The sequence below is a fragment of the Stenotrophomonas sp. SY1 genome (genome assembly GCF_021202945.1).
Taxonomy (GTDB): Bacteria; Pseudomonadota; Gammaproteobacteria; order Xanthomonadales; family Xanthomonadaceae; genus Stenotrophomonas.
In genome coordinates this window covers 1,947,823-1,965,203 of sequence record NZ_JAJOYR010000001.1, presented here as the reverse complement: position 1 = coordinate 1,965,203, position 17,381 = coordinate 1,947,823, and the positions used below count along the sequence as shown (strand labels likewise).

16 protein-coding genes are annotated in these 17,381 nt (G+C 65.0%); 5 read left to right on the top strand and 11 right to left on the bottom strand.

The genetic code is table 11. The features are described 5' to 3' along the window. Nucleotides 1-4: 4 nt before the first annotated feature. Nucleotides 5-1,252: a poly-beta-1,6-N-acetyl-D-glucosamine synthase gene (gene pgaC, locus LR961_RS08250; RefSeq protein ID WP_232149282.1), complete on the top strand. Its 1,248-nt coding sequence runs from the start codon at nucleotides 5-7 to the stop codon at nucleotides 1,250-1,252. After that, nucleotides 1,249-1,803 (top strand): poly-beta-1,6-N-acetyl-D-glucosamine biosynthesis protein PgaD, encoded by a 555-nt coding sequence (pgaD, locus tag LR961_RS08245; RefSeq protein WP_232148097.1) that lies wholly within the window; start codon nucleotides 1,249-1,251, stop codon nucleotides 1,801-1,803. The genes pgaC and pgaD overlap by 4 nt, the downstream gene beginning before the upstream one ends. A 179-nt stretch (nucleotides 1,804-1,982) precedes the next feature. Here pgaD and LR961_RS08240 read toward each other — a convergent pair whose 3' ends face one another. The 11 genes from LR961_RS08240 to LR961_RS08190 form a co-directional block, all read right to left on the bottom strand. After that, the gene (locus LR961_RS08240) at nucleotides 1,983-3,230 is read right to left on the bottom strand and encodes a glutamate-5-semialdehyde dehydrogenase (RefSeq protein WP_232148095.1); all 1,248 of its coding nucleotides are present in this window, start codon (nucleotides 3,228-3,230) and stop codon (nucleotides 1,983-1,985) included. Nucleotides 3,231-3,259: 29 nt separating this feature from the next. Next, nucleotides 3,260-4,408: a glutamate 5-kinase gene (gene proB / locus LR961_RS08235; protein ID WP_232148093.1), complete on the bottom strand. Its 1,149-nt coding sequence runs from the start codon at nucleotides 4,406-4,408 to the stop codon at nucleotides 3,260-3,262. Between the two features lie 4 nt (nucleotides 4,409-4,412). Further along, a complete protein-coding gene (locus tag LR961_RS08230; RefSeq protein ID WP_232148091.1) occupies nucleotides 4,413-4,670 on the bottom strand; it encodes a YciI family protein in 258 nt (85 codons plus the stop codon). Between the two features lie 386 nt (nucleotides 4,671-5,056). Then, complete coding sequence (locus tag LR961_RS08225) at nucleotides 5,057-6,355, bottom strand: argininosuccinate lyase (protein WP_232148089.1); 1,299 nt, start codon at nucleotides 6,353-6,355, stop codon at nucleotides 5,057-5,059. A 120-nt stretch (nucleotides 6,356-6,475) separates the two neighbouring features. Next, nucleotides 6,476-7,429, bottom strand: coding sequence for an N-acetyl-gamma-glutamyl-phosphate reductase (gene argC / locus LR961_RS08220; RefSeq protein ID WP_232148087.1), 954 nt, complete (start codon nucleotides 7,427-7,429; stop codon nucleotides 6,476-6,478). Beyond that, nucleotides 7,426-8,037 (bottom strand): GNAT family N-acetyltransferase, encoded by a 612-nt coding sequence (locus LR961_RS08215; RefSeq protein ID WP_232148085.1) that lies wholly within the window; start codon nucleotides 8,035-8,037, stop codon nucleotides 7,426-7,428. Before LR961_RS08215 ends, argC begins: the two co-directional genes overlap by 4 nt. A 5-nt stretch (nucleotides 8,038-8,042) precedes the next feature. Then, nucleotides 8,043-9,371, bottom strand: a complete 1,329-nt coding sequence (locus tag LR961_RS08210; protein WP_232148083.1) for an acetylglutamate kinase — start codon at nucleotides 9,369-9,371, stop codon at nucleotides 8,043-8,045. 72 nt (nucleotides 9,372-9,443) lie between these two features. Next, on the bottom strand, nucleotides 9,444-10,541 hold the full coding sequence (locus tag LR961_RS08205) for an acetylornithine deacetylase (RefSeq protein WP_232148081.1): 1,098 nt from the start codon (nucleotides 10,539-10,541) through the stop codon (nucleotides 9,444-9,446). 160 nt (nucleotides 10,542-10,701) lie between these two features. After that, entirely contained in the window at nucleotides 10,702-11,892 is a 1,191-nt protein-coding gene (locus LR961_RS08200; protein WP_232148079.1) for an argininosuccinate synthase, read from the bottom strand. A 141-nt stretch (nucleotides 11,893-12,033) separates the two neighbouring features. Next, nucleotides 12,034-13,044, bottom strand: a complete 1,011-nt coding sequence (locus tag LR961_RS08195; protein WP_232148077.1) for an N-acetylornithine carbamoyltransferase — start codon at nucleotides 13,042-13,044, stop codon at nucleotides 12,034-12,036. Between the two features lie 302 nt (nucleotides 13,045-13,346). Beyond that, the gene (locus LR961_RS08190; RefSeq protein ID WP_232148075.1) at nucleotides 13,347-13,919 is read right to left on the bottom strand and encodes a hypothetical protein; all 573 of its coding nucleotides are present in this window, start codon (nucleotides 13,917-13,919) and stop codon (nucleotides 13,347-13,349) included. A 179-nt stretch (nucleotides 13,920-14,098) separates the two neighbouring features. On the opposite strand from LR961_RS08190, the gene cysS reads away from it, so the two are divergent. From cysS to LR961_RS08175, 3 genes are all read left to right on the top strand, one after another. Continuing rightward, nucleotides 14,099-15,466, top strand: coding sequence for a cysteine--tRNA ligase (gene cysS, locus LR961_RS08185; protein WP_232148073.1), 1,368 nt, complete (start codon nucleotides 14,099-14,101; stop codon nucleotides 15,464-15,466). A gap of 195 nt (nucleotides 15,467-15,661) precedes the next feature. Next, complete coding sequence (locus tag LR961_RS08180) at nucleotides 15,662-16,099, top strand: SufE family protein (protein ID WP_232148071.1); 438 nt, start codon at nucleotides 15,662-15,664, stop codon at nucleotides 16,097-16,099. Continuing rightward, nucleotides 16,096-17,340 (top strand): MFS transporter, encoded by a 1,245-nt coding sequence (locus tag LR961_RS08175; RefSeq protein WP_232148069.1) that lies wholly within the window; start codon nucleotides 16,096-16,098, stop codon nucleotides 17,338-17,340. The genes LR961_RS08180 and LR961_RS08175 overlap by 4 nt, the downstream gene beginning before the upstream one ends. Nucleotides 17,341-17,381 lie beyond the last annotated feature (41 nt).

Genomic DNA, 17,381 nt, shown 5'->3' with positions numbered 1-17,381 from the left:
GCAGATGCATCCGATCCTGTACGGGCTGTTGCAGTTCGCCTTCTTCTACCCGCTGGTGATGGCGTTCCTGTGGATGGTCGGCGGCCTGTATTACTTCTTCCGTCGCGAGCGCAAGGCGCGTGACCGCACCGACCCGCCGCCGATGGCGGAGTATCCGTTCGCCAGCATCCTCATCCCCTGCCACAACGAAGCGGACAATCTGGAAGACACCCTCAGCGCCGCGCTGAGCCAGAACTACCCGGACTACGAAGTCATCGCGATCAACGATGGCAGCAGCGACGACACTGGCGCCCGCCTCGACGTACTGGCTACCCAGCACGCGCGCCTGCGCGTGATCCACCTGGATCGCAACCTGGGCAAGGCCAATGCCCTGCGCATGGGCGCGCTGGCGGCGCGCTCGGAGTACCTGGTGTGCATCGACGGCGATGCCATGCTGGAGGAGTACGCCATGCACTGGATGATCTGGCACCTGACCTCCGGGCCGCGCGTGGGTGCGGTCACCGGCAACCCGCGCATCCGCAACCGCTCCACGCTGCTGGGCCGGCTGCAGGTGGCCGAGTTCTCCTCGATCATCGGCATGATCAAACGCACCCAGCGCGTGTACGGGCGCATCTTCACCATCTCCGGAGTGATCGCCGGCTTCCGTCGTACCGCGCTGCATCGCATCGGCTACTGGGCCGATGACATGATCACCGAGGACATCGACATCAGCTGGCGGTTGCAGCTGGATCATTGGGACATCCGTTACGAGCCCAATGCGCTGTGCTTCATCCTGATGCCGGAAACCCTCAAAGGCCTGTGGAAGCAGCGTCTGCGCTGGGCCCAGGGCGGCGTGGAAGTGATGCTGCGGCATGCCACTTCGTTGTTGAGCTGGCGCAAACGCCGCATGTGGGGCGTGCTGCTGGAGTATCTGCTCAGTGTGCTGTGGGCCTACACCATGGCCGCCATCCTGGTGCTGTGGGCGCTGGGCAAGTTCATTCCGATGCCGCCACAGCTGTACATCGCCACCGTGCTGCCGCAATGGCATGGCGTGATTCTGGCGCTGGTCTGCCTGGCGCAGTTCGCCAGCAGCCTGATCATCGACCGGCGTTACGAAACCCACGTGGGCCGCAACTACTTCTGGGTGATCTGGTACCCGATGGCGTACTGGCTGATCAGCCTGTGCACCACCGTGGTCGCCCTGCCCAAGACATTGCTCAAGCGGCGCGGCAAGCGCGCCATCTGGGTCAGCCCTGACCGGGGAATACGATGAACACCAAACCGGACAACAGCAGCGGCACCAAGTTTGATTCGCGCCTGATCCGCAAGCCGCGCGAGCAACCGCGCGTGCAGCGCACCTTGTGGGGCGCGGTGAACGTGGCGTTCTGGGCGTTCCTGATGGTGCTTTGCGTACCGCTGCTGACCTTGCTGTCGTGGTTGTTCGGCATCCGCCTGGCGTGGCGGCAGTTGTACGAGTATCAGGACCAGGTGGACCCGTTCCTGCTGATGGCGGTGCCGGTGATCCTTCTGTGCTGCGCCGTCGCATTGATCGCGTGGGCCGAGTACAACCGCATCCGCTTCACCGGCAAGGAACGCCGCAGCGCGGTTGCGCCGATCAGTATCGAGAAGATTGCACACGACCTGGGCGCCAGCGCCGCGCTGGCAGACGGATTGGCCGGCAGCAAGTCGGTGGTGCTGCATATGGATGACCATGCGCGTCCGGTAGGCTTCACCCGCCAGCAGGCCATGCCCAAGGAAGAAGCCAGCCGTGCGCGGGTGAAGATCGTCGAGCACCGCGACTCAGTCGAAGACGCGTTGTTGTAAACACCAACGCGCCTGGCCCTGTAGGAGCGGCGTAAGCCGCGAAACTGGCAACGGTCCTGCCTACGCAGAACCTGCAATTGCACACCGCGTGCGCAGCCGCCGCATCATCAGCTTCGCGGCTCACGCCGCTCCTACAAAAGCGCAGTTCAGCGGAACGACCTGCACACCACTCCTGCAACTCAATGCCGAACCTGGCCCTCACCACGCACCACGAAACGCTCGACGGTGAGCGCTTCCAGCCCCATCGGGCCATAGGAGTGCAGGCGGGTAGTGGAGATGCCGATCTCCGCCCCCAAGCCCAGCTCGCCACCGTCGGAGAAGCGTGACGAGGCGTTGACCATCACCACCGCCGAGCGCAGTGCATGCACGAAAGCTTCGCCGTGAGCGGGATTGCCGGTGGCGATCACTTCGGTGTGATCGGAGGTGTACTGCTGGATATGCGCGATGGCCGCGCCGATATCCGGCACCACGCGGATCGCAAGGATCAGATCCAGGTACTCAGCTGCGTAGTCGTCTTCAGTTGCCGACAACACGTCCTGCAGCAGCGCCTGCGTGGCCGCATCACCACGCAGTTCCACGCTGCGCTCGCGCAATGCAGCCGCGGCAACCGGCAGGAATCGCGACGCGATGGCCTCGTGCACCAGCAGCGTTTCCAGCGAATTGCAGGCCGCCGGACGCGACACCTTGCCATCGACCAGCAGGCGCACCGCCAGGTCCACATCCGCGCTGTCATCCACAAACAGATGGCACACACCCTTGTAGTGCTTGATCACCGGCACCCGCGCATGTTCGGCCACGAAACGGATCAGGCCTTCGCCACCCCGCGGAATCGCCAGATCGATGATGTCGTTTAGCTGCAACAGCTCCAACATGGTTTCGCGACGCAGGTCTTCCACCAGGGTCAATGCCGCTTCGGGAAGACCGGCCTGGCGCAGGGCGCGTTTCAGACTGGCGGCAATGGCCGTGTTGGAATGAATGGCCTCCGAGCCACCGCGCAGGATCACGCCGTTGCCCGCCTTGATACACAACGCGGCGGCATCGGCGGTGACGTTCGGCCGCGCCTCGTAGATCATCGCGATCACGCCCAGCGGCACCCGCACCTTCTGCACGCGGATGCCGTTGGGCCGCACGTAATCGCGGGTCACCTCGCCCACCGGGTCCGGCAATGCCGCCACCTCGCGCAACGCATCGGCAACGCCCGCCAGGCGCGACGGATTCAATGCCAACCGGTCGAGCATCGCGGTGCCCACGCCCTTGTCGCGTGCGGCCTGCAGATCCTTCTCGTTGGCGGCAAGAATGCCCGGCGCATCGGCATCCAACGCGTCCGCCATCGACATCAGCAGCGCGCTACGTGCCTGCGTGGAAAGCTGGCCCAGCTGCTGGGCGGCATCTCGGCATTGCAATGCCAGCGTGCGGATATCACTCATGACCATTCCCGTATCGGCGGAGGACGACATCACAGCACCACCATGTCGTCGCGGTGAACCACGTTGTCACCGTAGTTGTAACCAAGGATCGATTCGATCTCGCGCGTGTGGTGCTGGCTGATGCGACGGATATCCACCGCCGAGTACTGGCTGACACCCCGTGCGATGCGCTCTTGCCCCTGCGCGTCGAACAGGCGCACCTCGACCATGTCGCCGCGCCGGAATTCGCCCTCGGCACCGACAACGCCACCCGGCAGCAGCGACGCGCCCTTCTCGCGCAGCGCACGCGCGGCACCGGCATCGACCAGGATCGCACCCGGCTCCAGTGGCGCGTGTCGCAGCCAGTATTTGCGCGCGGCAATGCGCGATTGCCCAGCATGCAGGCGCGTGCCCAGCAAGCGACCCTGTGCCAGGCCCCGCACCACATCGCCATCGCGGCCGTTGAACAGGAACGTATCGATCCCCGCCGCGCCCGCCTTGGCCGCGGCCTGCAACTTGGTGTGCATGCCGCCGGTGCCGACCACACTGCCACTGCCGCCGGCCATCGCCATGACTTCCGGCGTCAGCTCGGTGACTTCATTGATCGGCCGTGCATCCGGGTTGTTGCGCGGGTCGGCGGTGTACAGCCCATCGATATCGGTGGCGATGAACAAGGCATCGGCATCCACCAGCGCTGCGACGATGGCTGCAAGGTTGTCGTTGTCGCCGAGCTTGAGTTCGTCCACCGACACGGTGTCGTTCTCGTTGATCACCGGCAGCGCTCCCAGCGCCAGCAAGGCGTTGAGCGTGGCACGCGCGTTGAGGTAGCGACGACGATTGCGCAGGTCATCGTGGGTCAGCAGCACCTGTGCCACCGGTCGCTCGAAGAAGCGCTGCCACAACGCGATCAACTGCGCCTGCCCGAGCGCCGCCAGTGCCTGTCTTGCAGCCATCGCCGCGCCGGCCTCGGCCGCCTTCGGCACGATGGCGCGCCCTGCGGCCACGGCGCCGGAAGAAACGATGACAACCTCACGCCCTGCCAGCACATTGGCCGATACGAACTGGGCCAGGCCCAGTGCGAAACGCGGCGTGAGGCCACCGCCATCGGCGGCGAGCAGACTGCTGCCCACCTTCAGCACGGCGCGCCGCCACTGCGGCAGCGCCTGTTCGGTGAAGGGCGATTGCGAAGGAGCGTTCATGGCCTCAGCGGGTATTCCATTCGTGGATGGTGAGTTCGGAGCTGCCGTGGATGGCCAGCGGATCACGCGCAACGATGGCCTTGGCGGTTTCCAGATCGGCGACGTTCTTCAGGATGTAAGCACCGCCACTACCATCACTGAAACCACCGGTCAGATGCAGCTGCCCTGCGGCACTGAGCGCATCAAGAAATGCCTTGTGCGGCTCAACAACCGCAACGTCGAACGAGGGCCTGCGCATGGCCATCACCAGAAACATCTTCATTCCACTCTCCTTTGTGGTCTATGACAGCACGCCGGACGTACTGTCGTCGCAATTGCTTTCGCTTGGAACTTGCCTGGTGTTGCTCAAGCCCCTCTCCCGCTTGCGGGAGAGGGGTTGGGGTGAGGGGAGCTTTTGAAACAAACGAAAGCCAGAACCGCCCTCATCCGCCCTACGGGCACCTAGCTCCGCGCCCTGGCCTCGCACAACATGCGAGGCATTCATCCATGCACGAGCTAGTAGCTCGTAAGCCGCATGCCCTTACCCTGCAGGCGGGAGGAGCGACAGGTGAAGAGCGAAAAGCCGCTGCCGCTGCAACTGCCAATTCCAATGCCAGAACCAAGCATCCAAACCAATACGGGCGCCCTTCGGCGCCCGTACTCCCTCGATCAAACGCGCAACGCCGCCCAGCGCGCGCGCAGCTCGTCCAGCCGCAGGTCCGCCGCCGCGCCGGGCGACACCCGCGCCGCCAGACTGCCTTCGGGCGTACGCCCCTGTCCTGCCGTGTCAGCAGCTTCGGCAGCGGCCTTGTACGCATCGCGGAACGGCACGCCGGCCACGGCCGCTTCCACTGCCACGTCGGTGGCGTACATGCCCGAATCGATCGCCGCACGGATATGGTCGTCGCGCCAGTCAAGGTTCGACAACAACGCCGGCAGCAGTTCCAGCGCGGCAAGGCCACGACCAAAGCCGTGCACGATCGCGCCCTTGGAATTCTGCAGGTCACGCTGGTAGCCCGACGGCAGCGACAGCAGCTGCTCGATCTCGGTACGCGCTGCGGCAACGCTGGCGTGGGTGGCACGCATCAGCTCGATCACGTCCGGGTTGCGCTTGTTCGGCATGATCGAGCTGCCGGTGGTGTACTGCGCCGGCAGCGCCACGAAGGCGAACTCGCCGGTGGTGAACAACGACAGGTCCCAGGCGATGCGACGCAGGTCCAAGGTCGCACCACCCAACGCTTCCAGTGCGGCCAGTTCGAACTTGCCGCGCGAGAGCTGCGCGTAGATCGGACTGATCTGCATGCGCGCGAAATCCAGCGCGGTGGTTGTGTGCTCGCGATCCAGCGGCAGGTTGACGCCGTAACCGGCCGCCGTGCCCAGCGGATTGGTATCGATCAGCGCGCGCGTGTCACGTGCGCGAATGGCATTGTCGATGAAGGCTTCGGCCCAGCCGGCCCACCACATGCCCGCCGAGGACACCACGGCGCGCTGGATGTGGGTGTAACCCGGCAGCGGCTGCATCTGCTCGGCGGCAGCACGGTCCAACGCGACCTTGGCCACTTCGCTGCTGACCTGCGCCACACGCTCCAGCTTTTCCTTCAGCCACAAGCGCGTGGCGACCAGGATCTGGTCGTTGCGGCTGCGGCCGGTGTGGATCTTGCGGCCGGCATCGCCCAGACGTTCGGTCAGGCGCGCTTCGATCGCCGAATGGCAGTCCTCGTACTGCTCGTCCAGCACGAAGGCACCGCTGCGGAAGTCGTCGGCCAGCGTCGCAAGCTCGCGCTTGAGCGCGCCCAACTCGTCGGCGCTGAGGATGCCGATGTGCTGCAGGCCTTCGGCATGCGCCGTGCTGGCCTGAATATCGTGCAGGAAGAACTCGCGATCGAGGATGACGTCGTCGCCGGCCAGGAAGGTCTGGATCTTCGCGTCTACCGCGACGCCGGGTTTCTGCCAGAGCAGGTTGGTCATGGTGGTTTCTCGGAATCGAAAAGGTTTGCGTTGGCTATTTGTAGGAGCGGCGTAAGCCGCGAAGCCGACCGTCTGTCACGCCACCAGCCTCGCGGCTTACGCCGCTCCTACAACAGCGGATCAATGCGGGATGGCGGTCAACTCGTCCAGGCCGAGCGCACGATTGAGGTTCTGCAACGCCTGCGTGGCAGCACCCTTGAGCAGGTTGTCGATGGTCGCCACCACCACCACGCGCTTGTTGCCCGGCGCCATCGTGAAGCCGCCGATCTGCACACCATGCGTGCCGGCGATGCGGCTCACCCACGGCGCTTCATCGACCACCTCAACCAGTGGCTCGCCGGCATAACGCTGCTCATACAGCGCGACGATCTCCTCGCGCTTGAGCGGCTGCTGCAACCACAGGTTCACGGTCATGGTGATGCCACGGAAATGCGGCGCCACATGCGGCATGAACTCCACCGGCACGCCGAGCTGGGTGGACACCTCGCGCTCGTGCACGTGGTTGGTCAGCGCATACGGCATCAGGTTGTCGCGCAGCAGCTCGGGGTTGTTCTTGTCCGAAGGCGTGGTGCCGGCACCCGACCACCCGGACACGCCAAAGCAGGTTGGCGGCCCGGCCAGCTGCGACAACAGCGGCGCGATCGCCAGCTGCATCGCGGTGGCGTAGCAGCCCGGGTTGCTGATCCGCTTCTGCCCGTCGTAACGGTTACGGGTCAGCTCTGGCAGGCCGTAGTACCAGCTGTTGTCGAAACGGTAATCGGCTGACAGATCAACGATCACCGTGTCCGGCTTGGCTGCATCCAACGCGGCCACGAACGGTTCGGCCTTGCCGTTCGGCAACGCCAGCACTACCGCGTCCACGCCCTTGGCGGCAACGGCGTCGGCATCCAGGCTTTCGTAGCGCAGCTCGCCCTGATAGGCGTCGTTGTGATCGGCCACGCGCTGACCGGCCAGTTCGCGCGACGACACGAAGGCCAGTTCGATATGCAGGTGCGCAGCCAGCAGCTTGATCAGCTCGGTGCCGGTGTAGCCACGCGCGCCGACGATGCCAAGGGAGAATTTCTTGTCAGTCATGAATGCGAATCCAGGAGGAACTGCAGGTGGGATTTCACCGCCGGCCATTCCGTATCGATGATGGAGAACACCACGGTATCGCGGCGTGAACCGTCGGCGTGGCGCTTGTGGTTGCGCAGCACGCCATCCTGCTTGGCGCCCAGCCGGGCGATGGCGGTGCGCGAGGCGTGATTGAACCAGCTGGTCTCGAAGCCAACGCTGATGCAGCCCATCACCTCGAAGGCATGTTGCAGCAACAGCAGCTTGGCCTCGGTGTTGAGGCCGGTGCGCTGCACGCGCGGGTGGTACCAGGTGTAGCCGATGTTCAGGCGCGGTACGTCCGCTTCCAGCGCATAGAACCGGGTACTGCCGACCACCTCGCCGGCAGCATCCTTGACCACGAATGCCTGCACCTTGCCCTGGGCCTGCACGTCCAACGCGGCGTCGACGTAATGCGCGGCGTCTTCCGGCACCGGCACATTGGTGTACCAGCAGCGTGCCAGCGCACCGTCACCCAGCGCCAGCCGCAATGCCGGCACATGGCCCGCTTGCAGCGGTTGCAGGCAGACGTGCGCGCCGCGCAGTTCCGGCACGGTGGTCCAAACATTGTCGGCTGGCAGGGTGCTCATCGGCTTCAGCCCTGCAGGCTCGCCTTGCGCTCGCCGCAATGCTCCACGTATCCCTTGATGCTGTCGAAGTCGTCGGCGCCAAACCAGAACACCTTCCAGTGGCCCTGCTTGTAGCAGCCGTCGGATTCGGCGTAATAAAAATGGTTGACCGGGTTGCCGTTGCGCGAACGCCAGAACAGCTGCGGGGTTTCTTCCAGCATCACGTTCCACACCGCGCGGCCCAGGCCTTCGCCCTGTGCATCGTCGAGCACGGCGAACTTGTCCAGGTACACGCCTTCGGCTTCATCGGTAAGGATCACCGCCGTGCGGTAATTCTCGCTGACATAGGCACGCAGCAGCTTGGTCTTCTCGAAGTAATCCGGCACCAGCGTGCGGCCGAAGCTGGATTCGATCAGCGTCTTCAAACGCGTCGTATCCAGCTCACTCCACGACGTTGCCTTGAGCACCTTCTCACCACGGCGCACCAGCGTGCCCGAACCCTTGTGCGTGAACAGCTCCTTGGCCAGGTCGGCCGGGCGCGTGATCGACACCGAGGATTCTTCCGGCAGCCGGTCCAGCAGGTCCTTGATCTGCTCGATCTTCACCCGCATGCCGCCATGAATCCACGGCTGCGCCATCAGCTGGTCGTACTCGGTGGACAGGTTGATCGAAGAGATCAGCTTGCCCTCCTCGTCCAGCAGGCCGCCGGTACCGGTGAGGAAGATGATCTTGTACGGCTGCAGTTCCTGCACCAGCTCGTTGGCGGCGAAGTCGGCGTTGACGTTGAGGATCTGCCCGCTCGGCGTTTCGCCAAGGCTGGTGATCACCGGGATCGAACCGGCACGCAGGCTGGCTTCGATCGGCGCCAGATTGACCTTCTTCACCTCACCGACCAGGCCGTAGGTGTCCTGGTCCAGGTATTCGGCCTCGAACACACCTCCGGTAATGGACGTCGCGCGCGCGCCGTTCTGCTGCAGCGCTTCGACCAGCTTGAGGTTGGACTGCTGGAACACCTTGCGCACGATCGCCAGCGCTTCGGGCGTGGTCACGCGCAGGCCGTTGATGGTCTGCTTCTCGATGCCGGCGGCCGACAGCTCGGCGTCCAGCTGCGGGCCGGCGCCATGCAGCACGATCGGGGTCAGGCCCACTTCCTGCAGGAACGACAACGACGAGGTCAGCGCCTCCAGGTCATCGCGCAGCACCGCGCCACCGACCTTGACCACGGCAAAGCGCTTGGCATCAAGCTGCGAGAAACGCTTGAGGTACTGACTGATCTCCTTCGCACTGGCCATGCTCGAAAGCAGGCGGACAATGGTCTGGCGGGTCTGACGATGGGGTTGCATGGCTGGGGACATTGCTTGCGTCTACAAGGCGACCACGGCGGTCGCGGGGGAGAAGCCGGCGGCAGGCCGCCGGGCCACTGCGGCTCAGGCGCCGCGTTGCAGGATGCTGTGCACCGATTCGGCATAACGCTGCAACTGTTCCAGCGTGACGAACTCATCGGCGGTGTGGGCCTGGGCGATGTCGCCCGGGCCGTACACCATGGTGGTGTAACCACCGGCCGAGAACAGTGAAGCCTCGGTCCAGAAATCGACGGCATTGCCAATCGGCAGGCCCAGTTCGTCGGCGATGTCGCGCGCGGCCAGACGGCGTTCCTCGGCACGTGCGATATCGCCGGACGGCAGGCTCGGGCCACGGAAGGTTTCCTCGAAATGCGCGGCCTGCGGCTCGGCAAAGCCGGCGAAGGTAGCCAGCAGCGCATCGATGTCCATCGACGGCAACGGACGGAAGCCAAAACGCAGCTCGGCTTCGGGCGCGATCATGTTGGCCTTGATCCCGCCTTCGACGCGGCCGATGTTGAAACGCAAACCTGTCAGGCCGCCGAAGCGCGCATGGGCCAGCGATTCGACATGGTCCAGCGCCTTGCCACCCCAGCGCATGGCCTGATGCAACGCGCTGGCGGACGGATCCTGCTTGCCCGAGGCGTGGCCGGCGCGGCCCTGGAACTTCATCAGCACCGAGCTGATGCCACGGTGCGCAAGCACCGCTTCACTCATGGTCGGCTCGGCCACCAGCACGGCTTCGTAGGGAATACCACGGGCCAGGAACGCAGCGATGCAACGCGGGTCGTTGGCCTCTTCGTCGCTGGAGAACAGGAACGCGGCATCGCCCTGGCTGGCATTGGCGGCGGCCACCAGTGCGGCGGCGGCGCCCTTGATGTCACACACGCCCAGGCCAACCACGCGGTCGTCGAGGCGACGCATCACGTGCGGATCGGCACTCCAGTGTGGAGAGTCCGGCACGGTGTCCAGGTGCACGTTGAACAGGAACCGGGGATTGCCGCGTACCGCGTAGAAGCTGACCGCACCGGCACCGTGGTCAATCACCTCGACGTTGAAGCCCGGCAGGTGGTCGCGCAGGTAATCGAAGATGCCACCGGTGGTGATCACACGCGGCGGATTGCGGGTGTCGTAGGACACCAACGCTTCGAGGTGCTGCAGGGTGGATTCGAGCAGGGTTGTCATGGTTTCACAGTTCATGGCGGAGGCGGACGAAGCTTCCTTCTCCCTCCGGGAGAAGGTGCCCCGAAGGGGCGGATGAGGGTAAGGCTGCACCACGGTTGCATGCGGCTGCGCCCTACCCTCACCCCAACCCCTCTTCCAAGCGGAGAGGGGCTAACAGCACTCAGCGGTTTACCTGCGCGTACAGCGTCGAGCTCATGCCGAACAGCTTGATGAAGCCTTCGGCTTCTTCCACGCCCCAGTCGGCCGACTGCGCGTAGGTCGCGCCCTTGGCATTGAGGATGTGCGGCGAACGCACGGCCACCGCATCGACGCGGCCACCGCGGGTTTCCAGCACCACTTCGCCGGTTACCTTGGACTGCGATGCCTTCAGGAAGGCTTCGATGTCGGTCTTGAGCGGGTCGTGATAGAAGCCTTCGTACACCAGCTCCACCCACTTGCGCGCAACCTCCGGCTTGAAGCGGTTCTGCTGCTTGGTCAGCACGGTGTCTTCCAGCGCGCGGTGCGCAGCCAGCAACGAGACCAGGCCCGGTGCTTCGAACACGATGCGGCCCTTCAGGCCGATCACGGTGTCACCGGTGTAGACGCCACGGCCGACGCCGTACTGCGCGAACAGCTTGTTGAGCTTGGCCAGGATCTGCTCACCCGGCAGCGCCTTGCCGTCCAGTTCAACAGCCACGCCTTCGACGAACTTCAAGGTCACGGTCAGCGGCTCGATCGGCCACGCGCTGCGCGGTGCGCACCAGCCGCGTGCGCCCTCGCCCGGGGCTTCCCACTTGTCGATCTCGCCACCGGACATGGTCAGGCCCAGCAGGTTCTCGTTGATGGTGTAAGCCTGCTGCTTGGCACGCACACCGAAGCCGCGCTCTTCCAGGTACTTCTGCTCGTAGGCACGGGTCTGGGTGTGCTCCTTCTGGATTTCACGGATCGGCGCGACGATCACGTAATCGCCCTGTGCCTTCACCGCCAGGTCGAAACGCACCTGGTCGTTGCCCATGCCGGTGCAGCCGTGGGCGATGATGTTGGTGCCCAGTTCGGCGGCGCGCTTGAGCGCGGCATCAACGATCAGGTAACGGTCGGACACCAGCAACGGGTACTGCCCCTGGTAACCCTCGCCCGCCCACACGAACGGCTTGACGAAGCCTTCCCAGATTGCCGGGCCACCGTCGACGGTGACGTGGCTGGTGACGCCCAGTTCGGCGGCACGCTTTTCGATGAAGTCACGCTCGTCGGCATCCACGCCGCCGGTATCGGCGAACACGGTGTGCACGTTGTAACCACGCTCCTGCAGGTACGGAACGCAGAAGCTGGTGTCGAGGCCGCCGGAGAAGGCGAGGACGATGTCTTTGCTCATGGGGAAGAAGTCTCTGGTTTTGATCTTTAAGCCCCTCTCCCTCCGGGAGGGGTTGGGGAGGGGGCGAACGAATGGAGGTGCACCTGGAGCAAGGTCGTACCCTCACCCCACCCCTCTTCCGGAAGGAGAGGGGCTCAACACTTACTTGCCGGCCAGCGCGGCCATGATCGCCTTCTGCACGTGCAGGCGATTCTCGGCTTCGTTGATGGCAATGCACTGCGGCGAATCCATCACGCCGTCGGTCGCCTTGACGTTGCGACGCAGCGGCAGGCAGTGGCTGAACACGCCGTTGTTGGTCAGCGCCATCTTGGCTTCGTCGACGATGAAGTGCTGGTACTGGTCGCGGATCGGCTTTTCCGGCTCCCAGTTGCCGAAGAACGGCAGCGCGCCCCAGCTCTTGGCATAGACCACGTCCGCACCGGCATAGGCACTGGCGATGTCATGGCTGACCTGCAGCGAGCCACCGCTCTCGGCCACGTTCTGCTCGGCCCAGCCCATGTAGCGCTCGTCCAGAATGTAATCCGGGGTCGGGCACAGCAGGGTCACGTCCATGCCCATGCGGGTGGCGATGGTCAGTGCCGAATTGGCCACGGCGGTGTTCAGCGGCTTGGGGTGGTAGGTCCAGGTCAGCACGTACTTCTTGCCGCGCAGATCGGTGGTGCCGAAATGCTCCTGCAGCGCCAGGATGTGCGCCAGCTCCTGGCACGGGTGGGTGATGGTCTCCATGTTGATGACCGGCACCGGCGAATACTTGGCGAAGCTCTTGAGCACGATGTCCTGGCGGTCGTAGGCCCAGTCCACGAACTTCGGGAACGCGCGCACGCCGATCAGGTCGACGTAGCGGCCCAGCACCTTGGCCACCTCGGCGATGTGCTCCTCGGTATCGCCGTCCATGACCGTGCCCAGGTTGAACTCGATCGGCCACGCATCCTTGCCCGGCTGCAGCACGATGGCATGGCCACCGAGCTGGAAGGCGCCCAGCTCGAAGCTGGTGCGGGTGCGCATGGAAGGGTTGAAGAACACCAGGGCGATCGACTTGCCCTTGAGGTCATCGCCCAGCTTGTTTTGCTTGAACAGCGTCGCCTGAGTGAGCAGCGCGTCGAGATCGCCACGGCTCCAATCCTGGGTGTTCAAGAAGTGCTTCAGAGACATCAATCCATCCTTTGCTGCGGAATGTCGCCGTCACCGGCGGTTGGATGCGCCAGCGGCGCGACTCATTGCGTTTGAAACTTTCTGAAACCGAAAACGAAAAAACCCAGCCGGGGCTGGGTTTTCTGAACAGACAGCACGAAGCTCCGGTCACCCAGCGAATATGTGGGATTCCGGTCGGCGGGCACGCGACGTCATGCCGGAGGCCATCCGGGCGGTGCTGCTTTCGTGCTGGAAGCTGGTTGCTTTCATCGTCGCGCATACTCGCACGCACATTTCCGGCACGCAAGTGCCGCGGCGCAACATCACGGTACGGCCGAAGCCGGATTGGCGGCCTGGCCGATGTCGGGGGTGATCGACACCCGCAGCTTCAAACGGTTGCCGGGATCTTCCGGCAGCCGCGAGCGGAACTTGACGCCCTTGTAAACGTAGTCCACGTCGTAAGCGATGGGCCGGCGGAACTCACGGCCAACCTCAACGACCCTGCACTCCGGGGTCAGCAACGCACCATTGCCGGAAGCACGGCGTGACGGCGCCTCTTCGGCCGCCACCTCTTCGTCACCACCCTGGTGGCTGAAAATGCCCTTCACCGAATCCCAGAAGCGCCGGAAGCCACCCTTCTGCGCATCTTCTCCAACCACCTCCCCAGTCACCTGCACCGGTGCCAACGTGCGCGTGGATACCGGCTCGCAATGCTCTTCGGTACGGGTGGCACGCAGGGTCTGGAATACCGGCTCGACGTTCAGTACCTGCGCATAGTCGTAGCGAACGTTCTCCACGATCACCACCCGATTGCGCTGGTCACCGTCCTGCGCCACGACAACCCCGGGGGTGACGGCAAGCAGGCACATGGACAACAGAAGCGGGGCAGGTTTCATCAAGGGTAGCGGCACGATGCGGGAGCGGATGGTGGGCAATAGTGTAGGCAGCCACGCCGCCTTGGGCCTGAACCTTACCCGTCCACCCGGCTCCTGCCCAGCCCGCCCGGAAAAGGCGGTTCGTGCCCCGCCCGCCCGGGACCGCTAGAATTGCCGGGTTAGCCTCCCCACAGATGCCCATGACCCTGCGCCTGCACAACAACCTGACGCGGCAGCTGGAGCCGTTCGCTCCGCTCGACCCCACCGCCCCGACCATGTATGTGTGCGGCCCTACCGTCTACAACTACGTCCACATCGGCAATGCCCGTGGCCCGGTTGTGTTCGGCGTACTGGCCGATCTGCTGCGCCGCCGTTTCGGCGCGCTGCGCTACGCCCGCAACATCACCGACGTGGACGACAAGATCAACGCCGCCGCCAAGGACCAGGGCGTGCCAATCTCGGCCATCACCGACCGCTTCGCCGCTGCCTACCGTGAAGACATGGCCGCACTGGGCGTGGTGCCGCCGGACATCGAGCCGGAAGCCACCGCCCATATCCCGCACATCATTGCGATGATCCAGGACCTGATCGGCAGCGGCCATGCCTATGCGGCGGAGGGCCACGTGCTGTTCTCGGTGTCCAGCTTCAAGGACTACGGCAAGCTCTCGCGCCGCGACCCGGACGAAATGCTTGCCGGCGCGCGCGTCGACGTGGCGCCGTACAAGCGCGATGCCGGCGACTTCGTGCTGTGGAAGCCCTCCAGCGATGACCTGCCCGGCTGGGAGTCGCCCTGGGGCCGTGGCCGTCCGGGTTGGCATATCGAGTGCTCGGCGATGGCCGCCGCACACCTTGGCCCGACCATCGACATCCACGCCGGCGGCGTTGACCTGCAGTTCCCGCACCACGAGAACGAGATCGCGCAGAGCGAGTGCGCGCACGGCGGCAAGACCTTCGCCCGCTTCTGGCTGCACAACGGCATGCTCAACTTCGACGGCGGCAAGATGAGCAAGTCGATCGGGAACATCCAGCGCGTGCACGACCTGGTTCGCCAACACCCGCCGGAAGCGTTGCGCTATGCGCTGCTATCTGCCCACTACCGGCAGCCGCTGGAGTGGTCGGACAACCTGATCGAGCAGTCGGTACGCACCCTGGACCGCCTGTACGGCACCCTGCGCGACCTGGCCGACATCGACGCCACCGCGGCTATCCCCGCCAGCGTGGAAGCCGCGCTGGACGACGACCTCAACACCCCGTTGGCGTTGGCCGAAGTGGCGCGTATCGCCAGCGAGGCACGCAAGGCCGAAACCGCTGACGACAAGGCCCGCCTCAAGCGCGAGCTGCTCGGCGCCGGCCTGGCACTTGGCCTGTTGCAGCAGGCGCCGGCAGCGTGGTTCAGCCGCGGTGCCGAAGCCGGGGACGACGCTCGTATCCAGGCCCTGATCGACGAACGCATCGCCGCCAAGCAATCGCGCGATTTCGCCCGCGCCGATGCCATCCGCGACCAGCTGGCCGCCGAGAACATCGTGCTGGAAGACACACCGCAGGGTGTGCGCTGGAAGCGGGGCTGAGGTCCTCCCCCTCTCCCGAACCCCTACCCCGCCTGCTGAAGAGGGGTTCGGTTCAGTGGGAGTTGAATCAGCACTGCGCAATTGCAGTCGTTAAAGCCCCTCGCCCGCACGCGGGAGAGGGGGCGGGGTGAAGGCAGAACCGCCCCGCCCCACCGGCCCGCCCATCAACCGGAACGGGCAAGAACAGGAACCCCCATGACCGACACGATTTTCCCGCTCGAACCTACCCCCGACGAAGCCCAGGCAGCCATCGCCGATGAGTTCTCCTTCTTCGGTGACTGGTCCGAGCGCTACCAGTACCTGATCGACCTCGGCCGCAAGCTGCCCACCTTCCCTGAAGAATGGAAGAGCGAAGAGCACCGCCTGCACGGCTGCCAGTCGATGGTCTGGATCGTGCCCGAAGGCAACGCCGACAAACTGGTGTTCCATGCGATCAGTGATTCGGCCATCGTCTCTGGCCTGATCTACCTGGCGCTGCGCGTGTACTCCGGCCGCTCTGCCGCCGAGATCCTGGCCACCGCACCGGACTATGTGTCCGCCATCGGCCTGGCCAAGCACCTCTCCCCGACCCGCAGCAACGGCCTGGCCGCAATGCTGGGCTTCATCCGCGACACCGCCCAAGCGCAGCAGTGAACACGGCCGCTGACGGCTCCAGTGCCGGCGCCCTGCTGCGCCAGCCCGGCTTCGCCCAGCTGCTGCTGTACCGCATCGCGGCGATGCTGTCCTACCAGATCGTCGCGGTGACGGTCGGCTGGCATATCTACGAAATCACCCGCAATCCATTCTCGCTGGGCCTGATCGGCCTGGCCGAAGTGCTGCCATTCTTCTGCGTGGCGCCGTTTGCCGGCTATCTGGTTGACCACCTGCCCCGCCGCAAGCTCGGCATGGCTGCAAGCCTGGGTCTGATCGCCACGGCCGTCGTCCTGGCCGCCGTCGCCATGGGCTGGCTGCCGTTCAAGGGCGTGTGGCCGATCTACCTGGCGATCGCGCTGACCGGCATGGTTCGTGCCTTCCTGTCGCCGATCTACAACGCCCTGTTCGCCCGCGTGCTGGCACGCGAGCAGTTCGCACGCGGCGCCGGGTTCGGCAGCGTGGTGTTCCAGGCCGGCATGGTCATCGGCCCGGCGCTGGGCGGCGTGCTGGTTGCCTGGGGCGGCAAAGGCCTGTCCTACGGCGTGGCCGCGGTCATGGCGACGCTCGCGCTGGCGGCATTGGCCTCGCTCAGGGTCAGCGAACCGGCACCACCGCAGACCCGCGCACCGATCTTCGCCAGCATCGCCGAGGGCGCACGTTTCGTACTGGGCAACCAGATCATGCTCGGCGCAATGGCGCTGGACATGTTCTCGGTGCTGCTGGGCGGCGTGGTGGCCATGCTGCCGGCCTTCATCCAGGACATCCTGCATTACGGCCCGGAAGGCCTGGGCATCCTGCGTGCGGCGCCGGCGCTGGGTTCGATCTGCGTCGGCCTGTGGCTGGCGCGACGTCCACTGCAACGCAATGCCGGGCGGGTGCTGCTGTTCGCAGTGGCCGGTTTCGGCTTGTGTGTGATCGCCTTCGGCCTGTCAAAGCATTTTTGGCTGTCGGCCGCGATCCTGCTGTTCTACGGCGCCTGCGATGGTGTGTCCGTGGTGGTGCGCTCAACCATCCTGCAGCTGGCCACGCCGGATGAAATGCGCGGCCGGGTGTCGTCGATCAACGGCATCTTCATCAGTTCGTCCAACGAACTGGGCGCGTTCTATGCCGGCACGATGGCGCGACTGCTGGGCTTGGTGCCCGCCGTGGTGATCGGCGGCTGCGCGGTCCTCGGCGTGGCCGGCGTCACCGCATGGAAGGCACCGCAACTGCGGCGATTGAATCTGCGGGATCTGCAGTAAGGCACTGCCCTCAAAGGCCCTGCCCTCATCCGCCCTTCGGG